This is a genomic window from Pirellulimonas nuda (genome assembly GCF_007750855.1).
GTDB classification, from domain to species: domain Bacteria; phylum Planctomycetota; class Planctomycetia; order Pirellulales; family Lacipirellulaceae; genus Pirellulimonas; species Pirellulimonas nuda.
Genome location: NZ_CP036291.1, coordinates 3,120,878 through 3,143,285 on the forward strand (window position 1 = coordinate 3,120,878; position 22,408 = coordinate 3,143,285).

The window sequence follows — 22,408 nt, forward strand, 5'->3', positions numbered from 1 at the left end:
ATTCGGCACTCCGACGGAGGAGAGCTGCACCGCTGCAAGTAAGGCCGATTTCTTCAAGCTGGCGGGTGATGCAACCGCCGGCTTTTTGCCTATGGGCGGATTGAGCGAAGTGATTTCGACCGCAGCACATAGGAAGATTTTCTGATAGGCGCTAGACAGCGAGAAAACACTGTGTAGAATCCTCCGCGTGCGCAAGTACGATTGCCGCCCAAGTCGGGTGGCGCTTTCCATTTTAGACCCCAGCAATTGGGGAGAAAGGAGGCCGCAATGGCTGACTATGATCTGCGCGAACTCTCTGCGCCTTTTGAAGCCCTTCGTTCCGATGTCAAAGCCGCATATCAACGGCTGGATTCGGAATGGGAGACCATCGCGAACCAACTTCGCAAACTCCCAATTCCTTGCACGGTGTCTTACGCTTTCTCAGAGGACGAGTGTAATCCGTGCAACAAAGACTGCCTTGAGTTCAGGAAGTGGAAGGGGTCTAAGCGACTCTGTATCGCGGAATACTCGGCAGGCAATGGACCCCATGGCTGGGAAGAAAACTGCGATGTCACTCCCTACGACGAATGGAGTACAGAGCAACGCTTGCGGATGCTGAGGCATGTTCCCGCGCTCTTCCAAGCAGCCGTGAAACAAACGCAAGACTTCGTTGACCAAACGAAAAGTTTAGAAAACTCGGAAGAGTCCTGAGCACTTTCGTACATCCCCGGCTTTCGAGCCGGGGATTTCCTTTTCTTGGTCAACGGAGTCACAGCCATGCAGTTTCACGAGTATTACAGTCTCAAGAATAGAATCCTCCGCAATGCCGATGCGTCAGCAAGGCAGCATTACAAATCGCGGACACCATCGCAGTTTCGTGGAGAGGTCATAAATTCAATATCCGCGGGTGCTTCAGGTATCGTTCACTACGCATATCAGGCAGAAGCCGAAGGCGTCTGGGCAGAGAGTGAGCGTCCGTACTACAACGTGTGGCCGATTGCGATCAGTTTGGCGGAGAGCGTGAAGCTATCGCTCACGTTCTCATCCTTAAATCTTCCGTTCTCTCGATTCATTGATTGCGTTGGTGGAAGGCAAGAACGGACTGCACTACTGTTCCGCTTTGCACTTGGGCACGAACCGAATGGACTTTGCTCTGCTTTACTCGATTGGCGACACACCGACAAGATAATTCACAGTCACGCCTTCTCAGGCGATAAGAACGACGCGTTCTTCTGGGAACGCTACGAACCACACGAGACTGTCGAAACGTGGCTAACGCGGCTAACGAGTCGGGCAGCCGATAGTCCTCAATCAGCAATTGGCGTTCAGCGACTGACGCTCTTGGTTCGCATGACCACGTTTGTATCTTTGCTCGCCGATGACGACCTGATTACGCCAATCGTACTGTCCAAGGATCGTAACAAGTACGAATCAACCGACGATCCCGACGCAAAGAAGTGGTTGGAAGAAAGGGCAGCACGTCGCGCGGGTCGGGGCTTCGACTTAGGGAAACGATTACAGGTCGAATCGGACAAGTCACCCCATTGTCGCAATCCGCACTTGTGCTTGTTTTGGACAGGCGAAGGGCGGACAACTCCCGTCGCTTCCTGCCCATCTCTGTTCCTCCTGATCCCCGATCCGGCCGCCGCCGGATCGCATACTATCAGGTGGTCCAGTTTGTGGGGTCCACTACATGATACGCCCTCATGTGCAGCTTGGGAGCAGCGGATCGGGGCTTCAATCGCGAGGGGGCTGACACCGTCAAGATGACCTTACAACTGCGGAAGTCCCATACACTTCGTTCAAGACGGCAAATCTAACGCTTCGCTGTCGAAATTCGGAGGCCAACGGCTAACAGATTCGAGTCCTGTTCGGCTCCCCGAAAGGAACCCTCTTCGTAACAATACTCTCTTTTCCGAATGACGTAAGCCGTTGGAATCATCCCTTTCAAGCTGTCACCGTGCGAGAATCGTGCTAGCAGATAAATCCCCCGCGTTTTCGGAGGCTTGATTTTGCGGGGTGTTCGGTTCCTCGTCGATCCTATTCAGAAAACACCGGGAAAATCACGCTAGCTTGAAAGGGATGGCCGTTGGAATGCAAGATGTTGGCGAGTTCGAGTCCCTTTCGGCGCTTCCGAGAGCTTTGAACAACCGGATCACAGTCCGAACCAAACGTCCTCAGACGCAAGTGCTACGTGGCACGAAGACCAATCATTTCTCGTCCTCTTCAAGTTGCCTGGTGCCTGCAAAAGGCCCCCATTGGACGCGTTTCTCGTACTCCTTCGATTCCCTGTAGGCAGCGGGGTCGTATTTCGGATTTCGTTTCGGGATACGAGCACCGACTTTCTCAAAGTACTTCATCATGTCGTGATAGAGTTGGCGATGTTCTTCCTGGTGAGTCGATGCGATGTTGTGGACTTCGCCCCGGTCCTTAGCCAGGTCGAAGAGCATGGGGAGGTCCGGTCGCTCGTAGAAGTGCAGCAGCTTGCGCGTGCCGGAGACGACCGCGGAGTGCGGCATGCTCGTACGGTAGTGCGGGTAGTGGAAGTAGAGGTTCCGCTTGAGGAATGCTTCGGTCGGCTCCTCGCCTTCCATGTAATAGGCTAGGCTGACGCCGTCGATGTTTTTCAGAGCGGTCGGATCGCCGCCGGCCCAGTCGACGAACGTTGGCAGGAAGTCGTAATTGACGACATTGCCTTCGAAGACAGAGCCCGCCTTGATGCCGGGGCCTCGGACAATCATCGGAACGCGGATGCCGCCCTGCCAGACCCACCACTTGGCGGCATGGTGCGGCTGTCTGAGTCCCTTCTTCAGCTGAAGTTCTTTGTGTCGGTAACCGTTATCCGACACCAGCACGACATACGTGTTGTCCCCGATTCCCAGTTCGCTGATGCGGTCAAGCACAGCTCCGATGCGGCCGTCAAGGTCGTCGCCCATGCCCAACCAGATGGCCGGATCATCCTTGCGCTTCACTGTTTCGGCCGTTTGCCCGATCTTTCGATAGTAAGCCTGCACGAGCGGATGTCGCGTGTACTTTTCGCGTGTGGCCGGTAGGCACTCACGGCCTTCGTGCATCGCGTAGTGAGAGATCTGCAGATAGAACGGCCGGCCGGCTTTGGCCTGTTCACTCATGAAGCCAAGCGCCTTTTCCGTGACGCTGAACATCAGCTTGGGGTCGGTCAAATCGTCAGGCAGGCGTTGGTTGGCGCCCTTGGGAAGTGTGTTGCCAGGAGTGTTGCTGGTGTCGCCATCGTGCAGTACATATCCCTCGTCGCCGGGATCGCCGCGCATATGCCATTTGCCGATGTGGGCGCTGACATAACCGAGCGGCTTCAGGGCTTCGGGAATCGTCACCGCGTCCGCGTCGATCGTCATATCCGATATGCACGGAATCACCGGGAATGCGGGGTAGCTCTTTTCGTCGAAGTAGTCCTGTCCCCGGTCGTTCATGAACACGGTGAAGCCGTTTCGCGGCGAGGATTGCCCGGTCTGGACGCAGACTCGCGACGGAGAGCACTGCGGGGAAGCATACGCGTTGGTGAACTTCATTCCCTCGCGAGCCAGCCGCTCGACATTCGGCATCTGCACGACCGGCATGCGCGAATTCGGCATCGAGTCATCCATCGCAACCGGAGACCCGTTCCAAGCCCAGTCATCAATAAAAAGAAGAACGATGTTCGGCTTCTCGGCGGCTCCCGCTGGACGAGCGGACGTGGTTAGAAGCATGAAAACCACCGCGCACAAAGGCAGGAAGACACGAAGTAAGTGTTTGAAGTCAAGATGCGATGTCATATCAGCCTTTCTGGTGGGTTTGCGTGTTCGTGGGAGCCGAATGGGATTACGGGGATCGCAGCGACTTGGCCTTGGTCCGGTCTCGCTTTGGCTTGCGGGGTGTTGAATTGAGGGCTCCTGCCTGACGGCTAGGGAGCGGTTCGACACCTTCTTCCTTCGGAGGCAGCAGCCCCGCGAGCTTCGTTTTCATCGCGGCGAATTGGGGATTGTTCGTTTGGTTTGTCCATTCGTGAGGGTCTTTTGTACGGTCGTAGAGTTCGGTCGTGCCGTCCCAGTAGCGAATGAACCGAGCGGTCTCGGTGCGAACCGACATGTGACCGTCGTAGACCGTGATGGCTGGTTGCGACCGTGGGGCTGCAGCGTCCTTCAACAATGGCAGCAGAGAGTGGCCGTCGAGATGGTTTGGCTTTTCGATGCCGTTCAAATCCACGAGCGTTGGGTAGATGTCGAGCAATGAAACCGGCCTCGTGCAGATTTGCTTGGCCTGAGTCACTCCCGGCACGCGCCACATCATCACGCTGTCGGTGGCTTCTTCCCACAACGTCCCCTTGGACCAATGCTGTTTCTCGCCGAGATGAAGACCGTGATCACTGATCAGGATCACGATGGTGTTGTCGCGGTGCGGGCTTTCGTCCAGCGTCTTGAGGACTCGCCCCATGTGGGCGTCGGAAAACGTGACGCTGGCCAGATAGCCGCGGATCGCTTCCTTGACCAGCCCCTTGTCCTTGACCTTGCCATCCCAGCCGAGGTCGACCAGCCGCTGGCCATAATCAGGGACGTCGTTCATGTCGCCGTCCTTGATCGGAGGCAGTTCAATTTCATCCAGCGGATACATGTCGAGGTACTTCTGCGGGACGTACCACGGATAGTGCGGATGAAAAAGGCCGCACGCGATGAAGAACGGCTTGTCGTGTTCGTGCCGCAACGCTTCGATCGCGGCGTCGGCCAGCCGCTTGTCGCTCATTTCGTTTTCGTCGAGGTGGGTCGCACCCCAGTCGCGTTCCGTGAGCTTGCCACCGGCGCTTTGAGCAATGCCGTTGAGTGGAGCACGCGGCGGCGGCGGAGTTCGTTTGTGGCTCATCGATGCGTCGTACTTCACGCCCGTGTCGTATCCGTGCGACACCTTGCCGAACGACCCGATCCAGTACCCCTGATCCTGAAACGTCCTGAACAACGAAGGAACGCCCTGCAGTACTTTGCTGTCGCCGACCTGGACTCCGTTACGCGATACGCCCGATTTCCATGGCGCGACACCCGAAAGGAACGCCGTCCGAGAAGGCGAGCAAACCGGGCTGGCCGTGTAGGCGTTGTGAAAAAGCACGCCCTCCTTCGCCAGCCGCTGGATATTCGGGGCGACGACCTTGCCCGAGTAACGCGTGGGATCTTCCAGCAGCCAGGTGTTGAGATCGTCGACGATCAGCAGTAGCACGTTCATCGGAATGTCCGGCTCCGCCGCTGCGCAGGCCGCTTGTGTGAAAAGCGAAATGATCACGCTAGCGAAGATTGATTGTACGAGTGTGAAACGCATCTGCTGTCTATTCCTCCTTCTCCTTGTTCTTCGGGGATTGGTGCTGCTTCCACTTACGCGATTAGTTTCTCGATGACCTTGCCACCAAACTGACTGAGCTGTTTGAAGCGTCCGGCGTGGTAATACGTCAATTTATTGTCATCGAGTCCCAGCAGCTTGAGCAGCGTGACGTGGAAGTCACGGACGTGGTGAACGTCTTCGACGGCTGCCATGCCGGTTTCGTCGGTGGCTCCGATCGTGTGGCCCGCGTTGCAGCCGCCGCCAGCCAGCCAAATTATCATGGCGTTGGGATTATGGTCGCGTCCGTAGGCCGTCCCACCTCGAACTCCGTTGTCGGGCGTGCGTCCGAATTCTCCGCACCATACGATGAGCGTGCTTTCCAAAAGGCCACGGTCTTTCAAGTCGGTGATTAAAGCAGCAATCGGTTGATCGACTCCGCGAACAAGATTCCCGTGGGCGCGTTCGATGTAGTCGTGACTGTCCCAGGTGCCGTTGTAAAGCTGCACGAATCGCACGCCTTTTTCGACCATCTTCCTCGCCAGCAGACATTTGCGTCCGAATGCATCGGTCGCATCGTCTCCGATACCGTACATCGATAGCGTTTTCTGGGTCTCGCCTGACAGATCGATCGCATCGGGGACTTCGGTCTGCATCCGAAACGCCAATTCATAGCTCTCCAGTCGGGCTGACAATTCCTGGTGTTCGGGGTGTTCCTGCGCATGACGCTGGTTCATGCGGGTGAGCAGGTCCAGGTTGCGGCGTTGGCGATCGGGCGCGACATGCTTCGGGGGCTGCAGATCAAGAATTGGCGATCCGCTCGGGCGCAGGGGCGTGCCTTGATAGAAGGCCGGCAGGTAACCGTTGCTCCAGTTGGCCGCTCCACCTTGGGGATAGGACACTTCCGGCAATACAAGAAAGCCGGGGAGGTCCTGATTGACCGAACCGAGCCCATAAGTGACCCACGCCCCAATTCCCGGATCACCGCCAAAGCGATTGCCACAGTTCATCTGATACATCGCGGTCGGGTGGTTCACGCTATCGACTTGACAGCCCCGAAAGAAGCACAGGTCGTCGGCGACCTGTGCAAGGTGTTCCCAAGTGACGGCCATGTCGGCCCCGCTTTGTCCATGTTTGCGGAACTTGAATGGGCTTTGCACGTAATATCGTTTCCCGCTTTCCATCGCGGACTTCTGTTGGCCCTCTCGGACAAATTCCTTAAGGTGCAGATCCTTCAATTTCGGCTTGGGATCGAACGTATCGATATGAGATGGGCCACCTTCCATCATCAGGAAGATGCAGTTCTTGGCTTCGGCAGGAAAGTGGCCGTCGCGCGGCGCGAGCGGCTTTTGTTTCTCCTCCGCTGAAGTGTCCTCAGCCAGTAACGACGACAGCGCAACCGCTCCCAGTGAAGCGCCGAGCCCATAGAGAAATTCTCGTCGGTGGTTCATATCGTAGTCTCCGCGGCAATGTGCCGTTTCGCGTCTATTTCAATGTCTTTGTGAACAACTGATCGACGATTTCCATCGCTTCATCGAACCACACTTGCCTCGTCAGAAACGCATGCGGCGCGTCTTCGACCACAGTCAACTCGGATTTGATTCCCAGCTCTTTGAGGCGTTGTCGAAACCGATCGGCACGGGTGCTGGGATCATCTTTCGCACCCGTAATGATCCAGCACGGCGGATCCGTTTTGTCGACGTGAACCAACGGAGAGGCGAGTCGATACATCTCAGGCTTTTCTTCTTGCGAGCCCCCCAGAAACTGTTGCCAAATCTCTCTGTCTCTTGAGATCTCACGGTTGCGTTCGGATAGAAAATCGGTTTGCCCGGCCATCGGGATGACGGCTTGAATGGCGCTGCTGAATTCTGCATTGCCGCCGCGACCTTCGAGTTCCTGCACACCCGCCGATGTTGCCAGCAAAGCTGCCAGGTGACCGCCGGCGGAATGGCCAATGGCACCCATTTTGTCTGGGTCGATGCCGTACTCTTTCGCATTCGCTCGCAGGAATCTTACCGCGGCTTTGCAGTCGTGGATGTGTGCCGGGAAAGGCGCCTCGCCGCTAAGGCGATAGTCGATCGAGGCGGTTACGAATCCCCTAGCCGCAAGGGTTTGTGCGGCATTGCGGAAATTCATCTTCTGGCCTTGCCGCCAACCGCCACCGTGAATGCACACGATGGCTGGGAGCGTTCGCCAATTGTCTTTCGGGCGGTAGATATCCATCTTCAGCGTGCGATCGCCGTAGCGTGCAAAGGTTACGTCCAGCTTGCTGTGCAGGCGATCGGCGATCTCGGCTGGAATCGCGGTCTTGCCATCCGTTCGACGAGGCGTCGCCTGTCCCGCCGGTCGGGCATCGAGCCGAATTTCTTCCTGGAACAGGATCGCCATGCCTCGCAACTTGCGAATCACATCGCTATTGCGAACCAGAGTCGATTCGGCTGGGTCATTCGAAAGGTCGTAAAGTTCAAGGCTGGGATTCAAGTAAAGCTTCCAGTTCTTCCAACGCACCGCCGCCAGTGCCCCTTGGCTGCCGTGATAAAAGAACGCGTCGTTGTATTCCCATCGTTTAATCAGCGGCTCCCATTCTCCAGGCGGATCCCAGCGGCGGCGCAAAGGTACTTTCGCATTCAGCGATTTGTTCAAGCCCGGAGCCGGAACAACTGCTGATTCTCCCTTCAGCAAAGGAGTGATGTCGCGACCGTCGATGACCGGACCTGCGGGAATCTCGATCCCGGCCAGCGTCGCGAGCGACGGGTACCAGTCCATCGCACGGACCACCGCCGCCGATGTCTCGCCCGTCTGCAATCCCAGTCCTGGCCCCCACGCGATGGCCGGTACGCGAATGCCGCCTTCGTACGTCGAGAGCTTATGCCCACGAATCTTCTGTTCCGGCGTACGACCGGGACCTCGGCCGTTATCGGAAGCGTAGATAACAATGGTGTTGTCGCTGATGCCCAGTCTTTTCAGCGAATCGAAGAGGCGACCGACGTTGTGATCGAGTTCCTGAATCGCGTCGCCATATTCTCCCCACTGCGAAGTCCCTTTGAATTCTTCGCTCACGCCAAGCGGATTGTGCAACATGGTGTGGGGCAGATAGACGAAGAACGGTTTCTCCGCGTTCTTCTCCATAAAGGCGATGGCTTCGTCGGTGTAGAGCTTTGTCAATTCCGCAGGGTCGGCAGGACGCTTCACGATCGTGTCGTTCCGCATCAGGGGAACGCCCTGGTCACCAAAACAGACGACCTCGACCGGGTCCAGATTGTGTAGCAAACCGAAGTAGTGTTCGAAGCCCTGATTGCGTGGAAGGAAAGGCTCCCGGAATCCCAGATGCCATTTGCCGATGCAGGCGGTCGCGTAGCCGTTCTGTTGGAACAACTCTGCGATTGTCAGTTCGTCGGGATGAATTCCTGATGACGAGTCAGCGCGATGCACCCAGATATGGTTTCCAACACGTCGCGGGTAACACCCCGTCAACAGTCCGGCCCGCGACGGACTGCAAATGGGAGCCGCCGCGTAGTAATCCGTGAATCGGATTCCTTCATCGGCCATCGCGTCAATCCGCGGCGTTTTGACTTCGGTCGCGCCATAGCATCCGAGATCGTAGTAGCCCTGGTCGTCGACGAAGATGAAGATGATATTGGGTTTGGGGGCAGCCGGTGCTTCGGCGGCGAGTGCGGGGCGCGCGATTGCGAAAACGACACTCGTCACAAGCGCCATTCGGGAGATGAGTGATGACATTGTGCAAGTGGCGGCGTTGGCTGAACGATTAATAGACATAGACAAACTCGTTGGAATTCAGCATGACCAAACAGACATCAGACAACGCTCTCGTATGGCGGTCGACATCTGCTGGTTGCAGATCGGGGACAAAGTCGGTGTTGGAATAGAGTCGTTCGGTAAACGTGAACAACTCGCCGGTGTTTTCTTCGACGGCTTTTCGAACGACTTCGAGCGGCGGCGATGTTCGAGCCGGCGGTTCTTCAGGCAATGATTCCTCGGTTTCTCGCCAGTGCGCGAGAAACTCGTCGAGTTCTTCCGACGAAGGCTCACGCGAAAGCAGGAGTTGAAAACACCGCTTGATTGCGTCTCGGTCGTTGTCCGCTTCTTTCAGCACGCGAGCGGCAAGCGACAACGCACGGGAATGGGTGTTTTGTCCATTGAATAGGCTGAAAACCTGCGGCGTGACAGTCGATGCATCGCGTTTCTCGCAGGAGAAATCCGGCGCGGGTGTATTGAAGACTTCCAGCATCGGATCGATCAGGCCGCGAAGCCTCCGAACATAGATTGATCGACGGTTTCGTTGTTTAGGAAGCGGATTCGGCGTCCACGCAGCCGCGAACGTTCCCATCACTTGTCGCGGCTGTAACGCGACTTCCTGATTGATTTCGGGACGACAGGGAATGCCGCCGAGCGTCGGGTTAAGTTCATCCGAGACCGCCAACATCGAGTCTCGCAATTCTTCAGCGCTCAAACGCCGCGGCTTAAAGGTAGCGTAAGTGACGCCTTGCGGATCAAGCTCACGTAGCCTATTCGGATCAGGATGTTGCCCCGAACGGCAGTAAGTATCGGATGTCATGATGTGTCGATGCATCGCTTTCGTCGACCAGCCGTCGGCAACGAACGTAGCGGCCAACCAATCGAGCAATTTCGGGTGTGTCGGCCGCTTGCCGGTCGATCCAAAATTGTTGGGATTCCCTGCGATTGCCTCACCAAAGTGCCAAAGCCAGAGGCGATTAGCGATGGTCCGCGTCGTCAGCGGGTTCTTGGCATCCGCGACCCAGTTGGCAAATGTTGTGCGTCGGCCTTCAGTCGTGTCGGGGCTCGCAGCGGAGATCTGGTCGTTGACGACGCTTAATGTGCCGGGAGATACAGCCTGGCTTGGCGAAAACGGGTCACCACCGGTTAGGATCGCTGTTCGTTCAAGTACGCCTCGCTCAAGTCGATCTTCCGGAATGCGTGTTGGAGAGTAGACGCCTTTCGGACTCTCCGTCAGTCCGTTGTAAACGGCAAGTGCGTAGGGCTGGTAACGATCCAACTCCCAGACAAGTCGCTCGAGGCCTTTCCGGGCTACGCGTTCTCGCCCGAACTGTTGCGGGGTGAAACCGACGAGTTTCGGCGGATAGTCGCTTTCCGGAATACCCGCCTTTTGCATTGCGGACCTGGCGGCGTTGAAGATGCCGCCTTCGCGACCATTGGCTTTTAGTCTCTCGACGACATTGTTCCATTTAGCCGACGAGATTCGTTTGTCGCGAAACCACTGCGCGGCGTTTGCCAAGAGCGTATCATCAAGTTCCGTGAGTGTTTTCTGATGAGCCTCTCGTGTTTCTTCGAGGTACTTTCGCTCTTCAAACCCGGAAGTGTTTTCCTGGTTCAGGAACTTAGCGTTTCGTTCGACCAGTTGTGTCGTCGCGAAGACGGCTTGTATTGAGTAATAGTCGCGAGTTGGCACCGGATCGAATTTGTGATCGTGACATCGGGCGCATTGCAGTGAGTGAGCAAGAAACGTTTCACCGACACTGTTCGTGACATCGTCAAGAAACCTTTGCCGCGCAACTCTTGCGACTTCCATGCCTGTCAACTCCCAGGGGCCCATTCGCAGAAACCCTGTGGCGATGATCTTCTCGGAATCGTTGGGGGCGATTTCGTCACCGGCGATCTGCTCGCGCACGAATTCGTCATAAGGCTTGTCGCGATTGAAAGACCGCACGACGTAATCCCGATAACGCCAGGCGTTGCCGCGTTCATAGTCGTTTGCGAATCCGGACGAATCGGCGTAGCGAACAACATCCAGCCAGTGCTGCGCCATTCGCTCGCCGTAGTGAGGCGACTCCAATAGCTGGTCTACAACCTTCGCAAAGGCTTCACGATCTGATTTCTGATCGTTCAAAAACTCGCTTACTTCCGTGGGGGTCGGCGGCAAGCCCGTAAGATCAAACGTGGCTCGTCGAATGAGCGTCCGGCGATCGGCTCGCGGCGCAACTGCAAGTCCGTTCGGCCACGCTCGCTCAATCAACTCATCGATCGCATTTCTCTCATCATCTCTCAACTGTGGCGCTTGGACGGGCTGATATGCCCAAAGGCCATCAGGGTCGTACTTTCGGTACGTCCAATCTGCTGCAAGACCACCGGACGTCTTCACAGTGATGCCGTCTTCGACCGACCAGGCTTCCGAGTATTTCTTGCGGATCGATTCCTGTCGCTCCTTCGATGGCCACGGTGCTCCGGACTTAATCCAATCGTGGAGCCACTTCAACTGCTGTCCATTGAGTTTCTCCGCTTCCTTAGGCGGCATTGCCGAGAACGACTCTTCCTCGCGTCGAGCCGCCAGATAAATCGAACTGGCTTCAGGCTTTCCAGCAACGACGCCCGGCTCGTCGCTATCACCACCAGCGGTGAGCGTTTTTAGGGAGCGAACGTCAAAACCACCTTCAATTTCATCAGGTTTGTTCCCATGACATCCCAAGCACTTTTCACGAAGCAGCGGTGAGATTCGACGAGTAAAGAGGATTTCGGAATCCTCTTCGGTCAATTGTTGGTTTCGTTCTTGAGCCTGGACGCACACATCCCATGCGCATCCGAAGTACACGAGCGTCAGGACCGAAGGGAAGAGTGCGACGCGTTTCAGGATGCTTATGCTCATTGTTCGCTCGTAACTTCTGTGGGGCTTAGCGGCAACGCTGGGTGCGGATCTCTTCAGCGTCCCTTCTTCGATTGCTTTTGCTTCAGTGCGGGGTCGGTGTAGGGCAAATACTTTGGATGTGGAACGTAGTTGCCCTTGCCTTTCTCCCAGCGGAAGGTTTCGCCTTCGACCACGAGATCACGACGCGAGTTGAGCGGGGGTTCTGGATCGGCAAATTCAGTCGGTGCTAATTCCCGCAGCCTGGTGATGACGTCAGCGTACTGTGGGTCGGACGCCAGGTTGCTCCACTCGTGCGGATCCTCTTTGATGTTGTATAATTCCTGGTTCTTGTCGTCGTAATGGATGTAACGCCAGTCGCGATTCATCACCGTGTATTCGCCGGGATTTATGTAGGGCAGATACACCGTTCGGTCTCTTGCTTCGGTGGGATGCTTCAGTGTCGATGCCAGCGAAGTGGCTTCCAACTCCTGACGCGGCGCCGGCAAGTTGCATGTTTCAACCAGCGTCGGGTAGATGTCGATCAGGCTGACCGTCACGTCGGTCCGAGCCCCTTTTGCCACGCCGGGGCCGGCCCACACGAACGGCACGTTGGAAGTTCGTTCCCACAACGTGTGTTTGCCCCACTGACCTTTCTCGCCCAGGTGATAACCGTGATCGCTCCACAGCACAACGATCGTATTGTCGGCGTCGGGGCTTGATTCGAGCGCATCCAGAATTCGCCCGACCATCGCGTCGGCGTAGCTGGTGCAGGCAAGGTATCCGTGCAGAGCGTCCTTCCAGGCACCCATCGCGACCAGTTTGTCGTAGTGCTGGGCTTTGCGATTCTGGCGTTGCTTACGAATTTTGTCGGGGAGGTCCGTCAAGTCATCTTCTTTGAACGCTGGAGTCTCGATAGCGTCTCGATCGTACAGACCAAAATACTTCTGCGGACAGTAGTTGGGATAATGAGGAGCGTAAAAACCGCAGGCCAGGAAGAACGGCTTGTCGTGTTTTCGTTTCAGTTGTTCGACGGCCCAGTTGGCTCGTATCGTGTCGGCCATCTCCTCTTCCTGGTCGTTCGGGATCGCTCCCCATTCCAGGAACAGTCCACCGGTGATCTCCTTGCCCTGGTTGTAGACGCTTGCCGGGAACGGCTGTGGCACGGGTGTGTCGCTGCTCCACGATTCAAGCGCCCAACCGCCTTCACGCTGGAACTGGTTACGAAGGAAGTACTCCGTCCATCCACGCTGGTCGATCGCTCCAGCGGGATGATGAAACAACTTGCCCGCGCCGAACGTCGAGTAACCCGCGTTGGCAAAGCTCATTTGCAGCGATTCAATCTCCGGGCGATGCACAAAGTAATTCGGAGTCGTATAGCATCCGGTTGTCGAAGCGTACTGGCCGGAAAAGATAGACGCACGACTGGGCGCACAAAACACGCCGGCGGTGTGAGCATTGGTAAAGCACACGCCACGCGCGGCAAGCCGATCAATGTTGGGTGTGATCGCATTGGGGCGTGACTCGAGACATCCGACGAAGTCGTTCATGTCGTCGACTGCCAGGAACACGACATTGGGTCGCGTATCGGCCGCAAGCAGATGGCCATTACAGGATGCGAGGACTAGAACGATACAGAGAAGGAAGCGCGTCGGTATGTTCATGAGTTTCTTTGCGTGGGCGCTCGATGTATCTTCGTGGTTGTGTTTCATTGTCATTGTGATCTGGCAATCTCCTCCTGTGCGGTGCGATAAAGCGCGGCGATGTCTTCTGAAGTAAGCGCTCGGTTGAACAATGCCACATCGTCGATCCGGCCGTCCCACACCTGGGTCGCTCTACCGTTTGTTCCGAACCAGAGCGTATCGGAGTCACTGGCTGCCACTGCTGCACAGGGTTTGGACGCAACAAGTTCCCCGTCTTCGTAGAGCCGCAATTGCTCACCATCAGCGGTCACGACGACGTGCCGCCATGTCTTCTGCGGCAGGACCGAGTTGCCTGTAATGAACGATACATCTCCATTGCCGCTCCTGACGGCGGCCTGCAGCAGACCGCTGTCATCGAGAGACAGACCAAAGTTGCCCTGACCATCATGCAAGTTCGTGGCAACCATCGCGCTGTGCGCGGGCACTTCGAGGTACACGAACACGGTCAGTGAGAATTGTCCTGTGCTCAAAGGTGGCGGGGAATCGACGCGTCCTCCGCGTCCGGAGCAATCGGCTCCGACTCGCAGAGAACCGCCGACGAACACGCCGCGGGCGTGTGGCGGACGTTTGCCATCCCCAGTCAGCACGACGCCCGAATATTCAGGCGGTTCAGCAACCAGCCCGCGGTCACGAATTGGCATTCGGTAGTAGGCCAAAGGCGACGACCGCCTGACCAAGCGCGCGTAGTTCCACTTCGGTTCGTCAAAGTTCCGAATGAACCTGTCGGTCTCGATCGAGATATCCTCGGGCTCGGCCGCACCTTCGGTGATTCGCACGGCCTGAGACGCCTGCACTTCAACGGACCGAGAGACGTCACGCTGATTCGAAGCCCCGGGATGCACGCGAACAAGTCCTTCGAACACGTGAACCTCGCTCGCGCCGCCTTCCACATCGACGGAGAACTCCGTGCCAAAGTCAACGACTTCCGCTTCGGGAGTTTCCACCGTGAATCCGATTCCTTCGGGAGGGACTCTGGCTGACAGTCGCCCGCTATGCAGCATCACACGTTTGTCGCTGATTGCGTCGAAGCGGGCAGGAGCCTCCACGTAAACCATTACTCCGCCGTCGAATTGCAAGTGTAAAAGCCCTCGGTCCAGCCGATACTTACCGGCTTGCAATTCTGTACCCTTGCAAGGCTGGCCGTCGCACAACAGAACGGCATCGACATCCGTGACCAGCGTTGCCACCGGTGCTTGTTCGTTTTCGCTGGGGCTGGTGAACCACAGAAATGCCGCAATGAGCAAAGTCGCCGCAAGTGCACCCAGGAATGCGACAGCTCGATATGTTTGCGATGGTCGGTCGTTGGTTCCTGCAATTGCTCTGGACACACCAGAATCACTTGCCCTCGATCCATTGTCTGGCTTTGTTGTTTCAAACTCAGCCAGTTCGGCCTCAGATAGCGCCGCCATGTCGCCTAACGCCGAATCAATATTCATGTACTCGATAAAGTCCCGACGCAGATCGGAGTCCTCGCGGAGCGCCGCTTCCAAAGCCTGAAGCTGCGCGGCGGAGATTACCCCAAGCGCATAATCCACGAACAGCGGACGCAAGTCAGGCGAATCGCTCATGCCAGCCCCTCCGCCTGAAGCGTGCGACGTGTGCATTCCAGCAATCGCAGTCGCATACGATGCAACCACTGGTAGAAGGCCGCGACAGTTCGTCCACTCTGTTTCGCCACGTTCTGAATGGCCGCGTCGGGCGCGTATGCCGCCAGAATCATAGTCCGCTGCTCCTTGGGCAGCTTTTCAAGACAGCCTTCCAAGGCCTCTCGCTGCGCGGACAGTCGCTCTTCGTCCCGCCCTGATTCCTGAGCCACGGTATGCAAAACGTCATCGGCCAACACCAGCCGATCTCGCGCCTTGTCGCGCAGCCAGGCCAACGTCTCATAACGGGCTACGCCAAATGACCATTTGCGAAAATCACTTGGCTGGTCCAACTCACGGAACTTCTTCCAGAGCACCAACGAGACCCCCTGCATCACGTCCGCGGCATCGTGTCTCGTCGGCACCAACCTGCGCACGTAGGCACGTATCGCCGACTCATTCGACGTGAACAGCGTGAGAAATTGCTCGTGTAGTCGAGGGTTGTGGGGGTCCATAGAAGTACACTCCGTTCGCCGAAGCAATTTTACGAACAAAACTCGAGAAAATCGGTAAACCCACGACGGGTTGTTAAATCAGAGCGTCCAAGAATATTGGGCCGAGATTCCGGGGTTTGGGGCCAACCTCGATGGCTGGTTCCGGTCCCCGGTCTGCGTCTCTCGAATCGGAGAGTTCGCCGCAGGCGGACGGCTTAGCAGCCCGTGCAACCGTTCACACCCCGTGCAGGAGCGACGGTGGGTCCCTGCGGTGGAGTTGTGCGGTGATCGCTTGGGTGAGGTAGGCCAACGGGTTGCGGGTTTGTTGTCGGCAGGTCTCGATGACGGTGAGCATCCGCTCGACGAAGCGGCTGCCGGCGGCGCTCTGGGTCCCGAACGAGAGCTTGCGCCAGATCACCGCGTGCCGCAGGGCCCGCTCGCTCGAGTTGTTGGTCGGCTCGACCCCCTCGACATCGACGAAGCTCCACAGCCACGCGCGGTTCTTGTGGAGCCCCTCGCACATCCCCATCAGGCGTGGGTTGCCGCTGAAGGCGCCCCGCAGCAGCAGGGCCTCGACCTCGCGGCGGACCGGCGCCATCTTCTGCCGCAGGCCGCGGCGGGTGAGCGTGCCGTCCCGCACTCGGCGCCACCAACAGAACAGCGCCTCGGTCGGCCGCATCAGGTCGCGCCCCAACCGTTGGGCCTGGGGGTCGGGCGAGTCGATCAGCGCCTGAAAGTCCCGCTGAAGGTGCGCCCAACACCACTGCACGCGCTGGAGCATGAGGTACATCCCGCCTTCGGCGGACCTTCGGCTTCGCCCGGTCGCAGCCCACTACCCCTCGATAGTTCTCCCCCAACAGTTCGGTGATCGCATCGGCCTTGCGGTTGGGGCGGATCGTGTAGCAGGTGAACTCTCGGGCGACGCACGTCCACAGCCAGCTCTTGATGTCGGCCTGCTTGGACGGCGTTTCGTCCATGTTCACCACCGGCTGGGCCGCGAGCCGTCCCCGGAGCTCTTCCCACGGCGCTGCCAGCGACGCGCTGGCCTGGTTCTGCAGTTTCACCACCCAGCCCGCCGAGCAGGGCTGCCCCAAGACCTGTTCAAGGAACAACGCCGTGCGCCGCTTGCTCTGCCGGTAGCAGCCCATCAGCAGCCCAGCCAACGCCACGAGGTTCGGCCCCGCCTGACCGACCGGCACGCCGGCCGGCAGCGGGGCGCAGGTCGAGGTCCCGCAGCGGCCACACCTCAGCCGATGGCGCCGGTGCTCGGTGACAATCGGCCTGATCGGCGGCAGCTCCCACACCTGATGCCGCAGCGGATCGGGGTCTTCCCCCGCCAGGGACGCTCCGCACCCGCGGCACTCGGCCGGCTTGTGCGTCTGGACGTCGTCGCACTGATCGGTCGGCCGCAGCGGCCGCGTGTGCTTCTTGTGCCCCAGCTGCCCGCCCCGCTTCTTCTTGCTCTTGGGCTTCTCGGACGGCGGTTTGGCGTGGGGGGGCTCGCTCGATGGCGGCAGCGACGAGTTCCGCGGCGTCTTGCTCAGCCGCTCTTCGAGCTGCGCGATCTTCGCCTCAAGCACGGCGATCCGCGCTTCGTAGTGGTCGATCACATGCCCCAGCAACGCCCGGAACTCCGGCGGCAACGCGGACATCTGCTCAGGCGTAATGGGCGGCATGCCCTACAGCGTGCGCTAACTCGCCGACCGGCGCGAAGAGCAGTTATGCGACGGGGTGTGAACGGTTACTAATCCTGTGCCAAGGTCGAAATTCACCGAGACCTGTACAGTTGAACGTGTCGCCGCAGCATTCGCATTATCCGCGGCGAGTAGGAGGCTCGGCCAAGTCGAGTCGGTGGACATCACTTCCCTCGGATCTGGCTCCGGCGAAGTTGCGGCCCGCTGGACTGCCGCCGTAGCTGCAGAGGTCGTCCGTCGGCGAGGACACCTCAGCAGGCTTGCCGACCTCCGAGCTGCCCAGGCTGACGCGTCCTGGGTCATGCGGCCAGTCGGCACTCCAAAGGAGGTGAGCTGCACCGCCGCGCGTCGGCTCCCACTCAAACTGCGAACGGGTGGTCCGACCTGCGAAAGCAGCGCTGCAATCATTCAGCCAACAACTCATCGATGCTACGGTAGCCCGCTTCCATTGCTATGGTCATTCCGGTCGCAAGCGCGGAGTCTCGGGCCTCGCTGGAGGCGTATTCAATCAACGTGGCAACCTTTGTAACCTCGTTAGCTTCATGAAAGGTCAGGGTGACAACGGATTCCTCAGCCGCTTCGCCCTCGAAGCTCGGCAGTCGATGGCTTTCGTCTTGCACGATCTTCCTCAGTGTCTCGATTTCGCGGATCTCGCCGCAGAGACCGAACTCGGTTCCCTCCTCGTCGTTTCGGAATCGGCTCTCATACCTGCCCCCCAACGCGGAAGTCCATCTCGCAGACAGGCATCGACCAACCCGGCGGACCCATCATCCAGCGGCTAACCAACTCGGGTTCGGTGAACGCTTTCCACACATATTCGACCGGCGCGTCGAAGCTCCTTACGACCTCGACCTGAGTGTCCGTAGGGGTGTTGGCGACTGCGGGCTTCATCTCTTGCCTTGTCCTTCCTGGGGCGTGGTGATTTCAGACGTGGGTCATACGCGTCGATCAGAAATGGCCTGTCGGTCGCATGGCTGGACTTTCCGATTTTTCAAGCTTTGTCGTCCGCCGACTGACGCGGCCACAGGAAGCTCAGGTGATGCCCTGCGTGAGCTGCATGAAACTTACTGAACTCAGCTTTCGACATGGCTCCAAATCCCGGGTGCGAGTGAAGTTGTGCATCTGAGTTCTCGAACTCGGCGACGCATCGCTCGAACCGTAATACCTCATCGGCGTCGACTAAGTCATCTGGGGGCACGAATATCTTGGCTGTACGGACCCCACTGGGTGACCGACCATCTAGCAGACGGGGAAGCAAGAAGGCGCGGAGCACCGGGCGGAGTGGATAGCCAAGAATTGTCATCCATCCCGGGTACCCGCGCACGTTGCTCTCAATCGTCAGCCTCAAGTGGCGACAGACTTGAGCGAGAGACCAATTGCCGGATCTGGTGTAGCCGCTGCTCAGAAGCGTTTCGGCCTCCAAGACTGCTTCTTGCAGGCTGTCGTAAATCAACTTCCTTCGCATGGGCATTGAGCCGCTGGAATGATCCTGGCCGAACAGAGTGGCAGTGTAAGAACGCTACTTGGATGAAACGTCGACGGTTAGTGGCCTGTGTGCGGCAAAGGCTGTGATCCCTCCCATAGGACAATCACATTGCCTCTCTTTCTGCCCGAATCGACGTACCGGTGCGCCTCGACTATCTGGTCGACCGTGTAACGCCGATCAATGACTGGCTTGTACCACCCAGCCTCTGCAAGCTGAGCAAGCGTTTCGAGGTCGTCTCGCCGCTCGGCCGCTGCGCCGCCAACGATTCGCTTAGTGCTGGTCGCCGCTACCCACGGCATCCGCAGCAAGTCGGGGAGCCCACCTAGGATGAGCAGCAGGCGTCCGTTCTCGTTTAGACAAGGCGCGCTTCGCGAGTAGGGTGCGGTTCCGACGGTGTCCATGATGACGTCGTATTTCTGGCCCAACGCCGCGAAGTCCTCTGACTGGTAGTCGATGACGCGGTCAGCGCCCAAAGACTCGACGAGCGAGGCGTTGTCGCTGCTGCACACGCCGGTGACCGTTGCGCCCAAGTGCTTCGCGATCTGCACGGCCGCGGTCCCCACGCCTCCCGACGCGCCATTGATCAAAACAGCCTCTCCTTCGTGGAGATTGGCTTTGCGGAAAAAGTCGAGGGCGGTCGTACCGCCGAAACTCAAGGCGGCGGCTTCTTCAAAGCCGACGTTGTCTGGCATCGGCACGATCAGACCGTCCTCGGGGAAGCACTTGAATTGCACGTAGCAGCCTAACGCCGATCCCGAAAAGGCAAAGACGCGATCACCGACTTTGAACCGGCCGACGTCTGGGCCAACGCTCTCGACGACACCGGCCAGCTCACCACCGAGAATGTCCTTATGCGGTTTAGTTAGACCAAACATCAGCCGTGCGATCAGCTTGAAGCCGGGAGGCATATCGAGGCTCCGAACCCGCCAGTCACCCGACGTGACCGTAGTCGCGTGCGTTCGCACCAAGACTTCATTGGGGCCGGGCGAGGGCTTGGTGGTCTCCGTCACGCGAAGGACGTCGGGGGGACCGTACTGTGAGTAGGTGATCGCCTTCATCGCGTGCTCCCTTCCTTGGTTATTTCAACCGTTGGCCCAGCGTCACTGAATCTGGCTCTTTGCGATCTCGTCGAGGGTTCGGTACGCCGCGGCGATGCTCTCGCCCGACATCTTCGTTCGCCATCTATCGGCATTCGGGTTTCCCAGTCTTAGAGCGCGCCAGTGAAGCCAGAGCGAGACGGCAAGTCCGATCACGCCGACACCCAGCGACAGGTAGAGGGCGTTCGGGAAGAGCACCTGCTCGAATCCGAGCGACACGGCGACCGGAATCCACATGAGCCACCACGCGTGGCCGACGATGGGGCCAGAACGCAAGTGGCCGGAACGCAGGCTGTCGAGCTTGGAGCGGATCTCGTGGATCGGTCTCGAGTAGTCGATCCTGCGAAGCCGCGTGCAGATTAGCAGCGCCTGGGCGATCAACAAAATGCCGTAGAGGTGCACAATCACACCGTTAACCACGCGGTGGGTGACCTGCGTATTGCGAGCCCAGCACTGCGCGCCGACAACGATCATCGCGATTCCCAAGAGGATTTGCAGCACCTGCCACCGGAACAATGGCCGCAAAGAGCCCTTGATCCGGTCCATCAACTGGCTGCGGGTTAGCAGCACGCGGCCAGCGATCTCCTGTTGAGCGAGGTCAGCGCTCAAGGCGGATTGATCTCCCGGCGTAGAAGCCTCATAGGCGACCGTCGGCGTCGTAGACGAGTCGTTGCCCGCCACGATCGACTCCATGTCTGACTTCACGTGGCTGGCGTGCTGGTAGCGACGCTGGGGCTCCTTTTCCAGGGTTCGCAGCACGACTTCGTCCAGCCGCACGTCAATCTCGGCCTTCTTCGAAGGGGCCGCGAAGCGTCCGATCGGCAGTTCGCCGGTCAGCATCTCGTAGAAGACTACGCCGAGTGAATAGATGTCTGCGCGGTGGTCGACGCCGTGTGAGCCTTCCAGCTGCTCGGGCGCCATGTAGCGAGGTGTGCCCATTACTTGGTGCGTCGCCGTGAGTATGCCTTCATGGCCGTCTTCCCCAAGGATCCGCGAAAGCCCGAAGTCGGCGATCTTCACCGCCCCGTCGGCCGCGATCAGGATGTTCTCCGGCTTGATGTCGCGGTGGACGACCCCTTTGTCGTGGGCGTACTGCAGGGCGTCGCACAGGTGCGGCACGATCCCTAGCGCGTGCTCTGGCGACAGCTCTCCAGCGCTCACCACGTCACGGAGCGTCGAACCATCGACGTATTCCATCAAAAAGTAGTAGGTGTCTTCGACTGTACCGAACTCGAAGACCGAGACGATGTTGCGATGGCTCAGCTTGGCGAGCGTGCGCGCCTCCCGCGTAAAGCGGAGCGCGAACTTGACATCATGGTCGAACTCCGTGGGCAAGACCTTCAGCGCGACAAGGCGGTCGAGGCCTGGCTGGCGAGCCTTGTAAACAGCGCCCATCCCGCCAACACCGACCAGTTCGATGATCTCCAGTGACGGAAAGAGCTCGGCGAGCCGGCCGAGGCTTGGCGGCTCGAAAGCGCTGGCTCTGGGCGCAGCATCGCCCAGAGCGTCGTTGATCGCTCCAGAGCAGTCGGGGAAGCGGTCGAGGTACTCTTGCTTTTCGGGCAATTCCCCGCAGCGTCGCCGGTAGTCGATGTCGAGAACGATCAGTTCCGTCAACAGAACATCACGCACCAGTGGGTCGCTGGCAACGGTAAGGGCCGACTCGACGGAGGGCGGCTCTTCGGACCGCCATTTACGCTCGAACTCGGCGCTGGCGTCATCAATCCGTTCCAGGGCCGCGATCGGTAGTTTTTTCTGTCGATTGCTCATCGGCTCCCATTAATTCTTGCTGGCATTTTTCTCGGATCAGATGCAGGCGACGCTCGATCGTCCGCTCGGAACAGCCCAACCGCCGGGCGATTTCCGCGTTGGCGTATCCCTCCAATTTGGCACCCGCTATTTCTCTGAGCGGCCCGACACCTAAATGAGAAAAAAAACGCTCGACGGTTTCCTGCATCATCACGGTCATCTCCGGCGAGGGCTCGTCGCCGATCGCTTCGATGATCCGCTCCTCGTCGCCGGCCTGGTCAAGGGAGTGGACCTGGACGTCCCCGCCACGCCTTTGTCGACGGTCCCGCCGCCGCTTATCGACCACCTTCCTGGCCGCCATCCTCAACAGCAGACGCCAAAGGTCATCGCGGTCTGATAAGTCGGGGAATCGCCCGTTCTCCGCCGCATCGTAGAAGCTGTCGAACACACTCAAAGCGACATCTTCTTCGTCGGTGACGGCCCGGTCAACGCCCCGTAGCCGGCCCCTCACGGCGTGGACGAGTCGTTCGAAGTAGTGATGCCATATGCGGTCCGCGGCGGCCGAGTCACCACCCTTCACCAGTTCAATCCAATGGCTGACGTTCTTGCTCTCGGACACGCGGGACGTCCATCGTTTCTGAAGGAACCTGGGATGTGGGATGACAGTGATATAAGATACCAGACTGTCAGT

The 22,408-nt window shown here is 58.4% G+C and carries 16 protein-coding genes and 1 pseudogene; 1 reads left to right on the forward strand and 16 read right to left on the reverse strand.

From position 1 onward, the window contains the following. Window positions 1-267: 267 nt before the first annotated feature. Window positions 268-690: a hypothetical protein gene (locus Pla175_RS12365; RefSeq protein WP_145285008.1), complete on the forward strand. Its 423-nt coding sequence runs from the start codon at window positions 268-270 to the stop codon at window positions 688-690. A gap of 1,499 nt (window positions 691-2,189) precedes the next feature. Here Pla175_RS12365 and Pla175_RS12370 read toward each other — a convergent pair. The 16 genes and pseudogenes from Pla175_RS12370 to Pla175_RS12450 form a co-directional block, all read right to left on the reverse strand. Next, complete coding sequence (locus tag Pla175_RS12370) at window positions 2,190-3,704, reverse strand: sulfatase-like hydrolase/transferase (RefSeq protein WP_231954499.1); 1,515 nt, start codon at window positions 3,702-3,704, stop codon at window positions 2,190-2,192. Between the two features lie 112 nt (window positions 3,705-3,816). After that, window positions 3,817-5,262, reverse strand: a complete 1,446-nt coding sequence (locus tag Pla175_RS12375; protein ID WP_231954373.1) for a sulfatase — start codon at window positions 5,260-5,262, stop codon at window positions 3,817-3,819. An 89-nt stretch (window positions 5,263-5,351) separates the two neighbouring features. After that, window positions 5,352-6,746: a DUF1501 domain-containing protein gene (locus Pla175_RS12380; RefSeq protein WP_145285014.1), complete on the reverse strand. Its 1,395-nt coding sequence runs from the start codon at window positions 6,744-6,746 to the stop codon at window positions 5,352-5,354. A 34-nt stretch (window positions 6,747-6,780) separates the two neighbouring features. Next, complete coding sequence (locus tag Pla175_RS12385; RefSeq protein ID WP_231954375.1) at window positions 6,781-9,072, reverse strand: alpha/beta fold hydrolase; 2,292 nt, start codon at window positions 9,070-9,072, stop codon at window positions 6,781-6,783. After that, complete coding sequence (locus tag Pla175_RS12390; protein WP_145285018.1) at window positions 9,062-11,935, reverse strand: PSD1 and planctomycete cytochrome C domain-containing protein; 2,874 nt, start codon at window positions 11,933-11,935, stop codon at window positions 9,062-9,064. The genes Pla175_RS12385 and Pla175_RS12390 overlap by 11 nt, the downstream gene beginning before the upstream one ends. 53 nt (window positions 11,936-11,988) lie before the next feature. Then, a complete protein-coding gene (locus tag Pla175_RS12395; protein ID WP_145292079.1) occupies window positions 11,989-13,512 on the reverse strand; it encodes a sulfatase in 1,524 nt (507 codons plus the stop codon). Window positions 13,513-13,625: 113 nt separating this feature from the next. Continuing rightward, complete coding sequence (locus Pla175_RS12400) at window positions 13,626-15,182, reverse strand: LamG-like jellyroll fold domain-containing protein (protein WP_145285022.1); 1,557 nt, start codon at window positions 15,180-15,182, stop codon at window positions 13,626-13,628. Next, window positions 15,179-15,712: a sigma-70 family RNA polymerase sigma factor gene (locus tag Pla175_RS12405; protein WP_145285025.1), complete on the reverse strand. Its 534-nt coding sequence runs from the start codon at window positions 15,710-15,712 to the stop codon at window positions 15,179-15,181. The genes Pla175_RS12400 and Pla175_RS12405 overlap by 4 nt, the downstream gene beginning before the upstream one ends. A gap of 214 nt (window positions 15,713-15,926) precedes the next feature. Next, a complete protein-coding gene (locus Pla175_RS26800) occupies window positions 15,927-16,481 on the reverse strand; it encodes an IS66 family transposase (protein ID WP_145285028.1) in 555 nt (184 codons plus the stop codon). Window positions 16,482-16,569: 88 nt separating this feature from the next. Further along, a pseudogene (locus tag Pla175_RS27095) lies at window positions 16,570-17,367 on the reverse strand (DUF6444 domain-containing protein); the annotation flags it as partial. A 422-nt stretch (window positions 17,368-17,789) separates the two neighbouring features. Then, a complete protein-coding gene (locus Pla175_RS12425) occupies window positions 17,790-18,104 on the reverse strand; it encodes an SRPBCC domain-containing protein (RefSeq protein WP_197527468.1) in 315 nt (104 codons plus the stop codon). Then, a complete protein-coding gene (locus Pla175_RS12430; RefSeq protein ID WP_145285035.1) occupies window positions 18,088-18,276 on the reverse strand; it encodes an SRPBCC domain-containing protein in 189 nt (62 codons plus the stop codon). Before Pla175_RS12430 ends, Pla175_RS12425 begins: the two co-directional genes overlap by 17 nt. A 100-nt stretch (window positions 18,277-18,376) precedes the next feature. Beyond that, the gene (locus tag Pla175_RS12435; protein ID WP_145285040.1) at window positions 18,377-18,856 is read right to left on the reverse strand and encodes a DUF1569 domain-containing protein; all 480 of its coding nucleotides are present in this window, start codon (window positions 18,854-18,856) and stop codon (window positions 18,377-18,379) included. 71 nt (window positions 18,857-18,927) lie between these two features. Then, window positions 18,928-19,929, reverse strand: a complete 1,002-nt coding sequence (locus Pla175_RS12440; RefSeq protein WP_145285044.1) for an NAD(P)-dependent alcohol dehydrogenase — start codon at window positions 19,927-19,929, stop codon at window positions 18,928-18,930. Between the two features lie 42 nt (window positions 19,930-19,971). Continuing rightward, entirely contained in the window at window positions 19,972-21,738 is a 1,767-nt protein-coding gene (locus tag Pla175_RS12445) for a serine/threonine-protein kinase (protein ID WP_231954380.1), read from the reverse strand. Next, window positions 21,689-22,336, reverse strand: coding sequence for an ECF-type sigma factor (locus Pla175_RS12450; protein ID WP_145285047.1), 648 nt, complete (start codon window positions 22,334-22,336; stop codon window positions 21,689-21,691). Before Pla175_RS12450 ends, Pla175_RS12445 begins: the two co-directional genes overlap by 50 nt. Between the last annotated feature and the right edge of the window lie 72 nt (window positions 22,337-22,408).

What these genes read in the sequence shown, in the direction of transcription:
- Pla175_RS12365 (WP_145285008.1), top strand. Translation starts at nt 268, where the DNA reads ATGGCTGACTATGATCTGCGCGAACTCTCTGCGCCTTTTGAAGCCCTT.
- Pla175_RS12370 (WP_231954499.1), bottom strand. Translation starts at nt 3,704, where the DNA reads ATGCTTCTAACCACGTCCGCTCGTCCAGCGGGAGCCGCCGAGAAGCCG.
- Pla175_RS12380 (WP_145285014.1), bottom strand. Translation starts at nt 6,746, where the DNA reads ATGAACCACCGACGAGAATTTCTCTATGGGCTCGGCGCTTCACTGGGA.
- Pla175_RS12385 (WP_231954375.1), bottom strand. Translation starts at nt 9,072, where the DNA reads ATGTCTATTAATCGTTCAGCCAACGCCGCCACTTGCACAATGTCATCA.
- Pla175_RS12390 (WP_145285018.1), bottom strand. Translation starts at nt 11,935, where the DNA reads ATGAGCATAAGCATCCTGAAACGCGTCGCACTCTTCCCTTCGGTCCTG.
- Pla175_RS12400 (WP_145285022.1), bottom strand. Translation starts at nt 15,182, where the DNA reads ATGAGCGATTCGCCTGACTTGCGTCCGCTGTTCGTGGATTATGCGCTT.
- Pla175_RS12405 (WP_145285025.1), bottom strand. Translation starts at nt 15,712, where the DNA reads ATGGACCCCCACAACCCTCGACTACACGAGCAATTTCTCACGCTGTTC.
- Pla175_RS26800 (WP_145285028.1), bottom strand. Translation starts at nt 16,481, where the DNA reads ATGTACCTCATGCTCCAGCGCGTGCAGTGGTGTTGGGCGCACCTTCAG.
- Pla175_RS12430 (WP_145285035.1), bottom strand. Translation starts at nt 18,276, where the DNA reads ATGAAGCCCGCAGTCGCCAACACCCCTACGGACACTCAGGTCGAGGTC.
- Pla175_RS12435 (WP_145285040.1), bottom strand. Translation starts at nt 18,856, where the DNA reads ATGCCCATGCGAAGGAAGTTGATTTACGACAGCCTGCAAGAAGCAGTC.
- Pla175_RS12440 (WP_145285044.1), bottom strand. Translation starts at nt 19,929, where the DNA reads ATGAAGGCGATCACCTACTCACAGTACGGTCCCCCCGACGTCCTTCGC.
- Pla175_RS12445 (WP_231954380.1), bottom strand. Translation starts at nt 21,738, where the DNA reads ATGAGCAATCGACAGAAAAAACTACCGATCGCGGCCCTGGAACGGATT.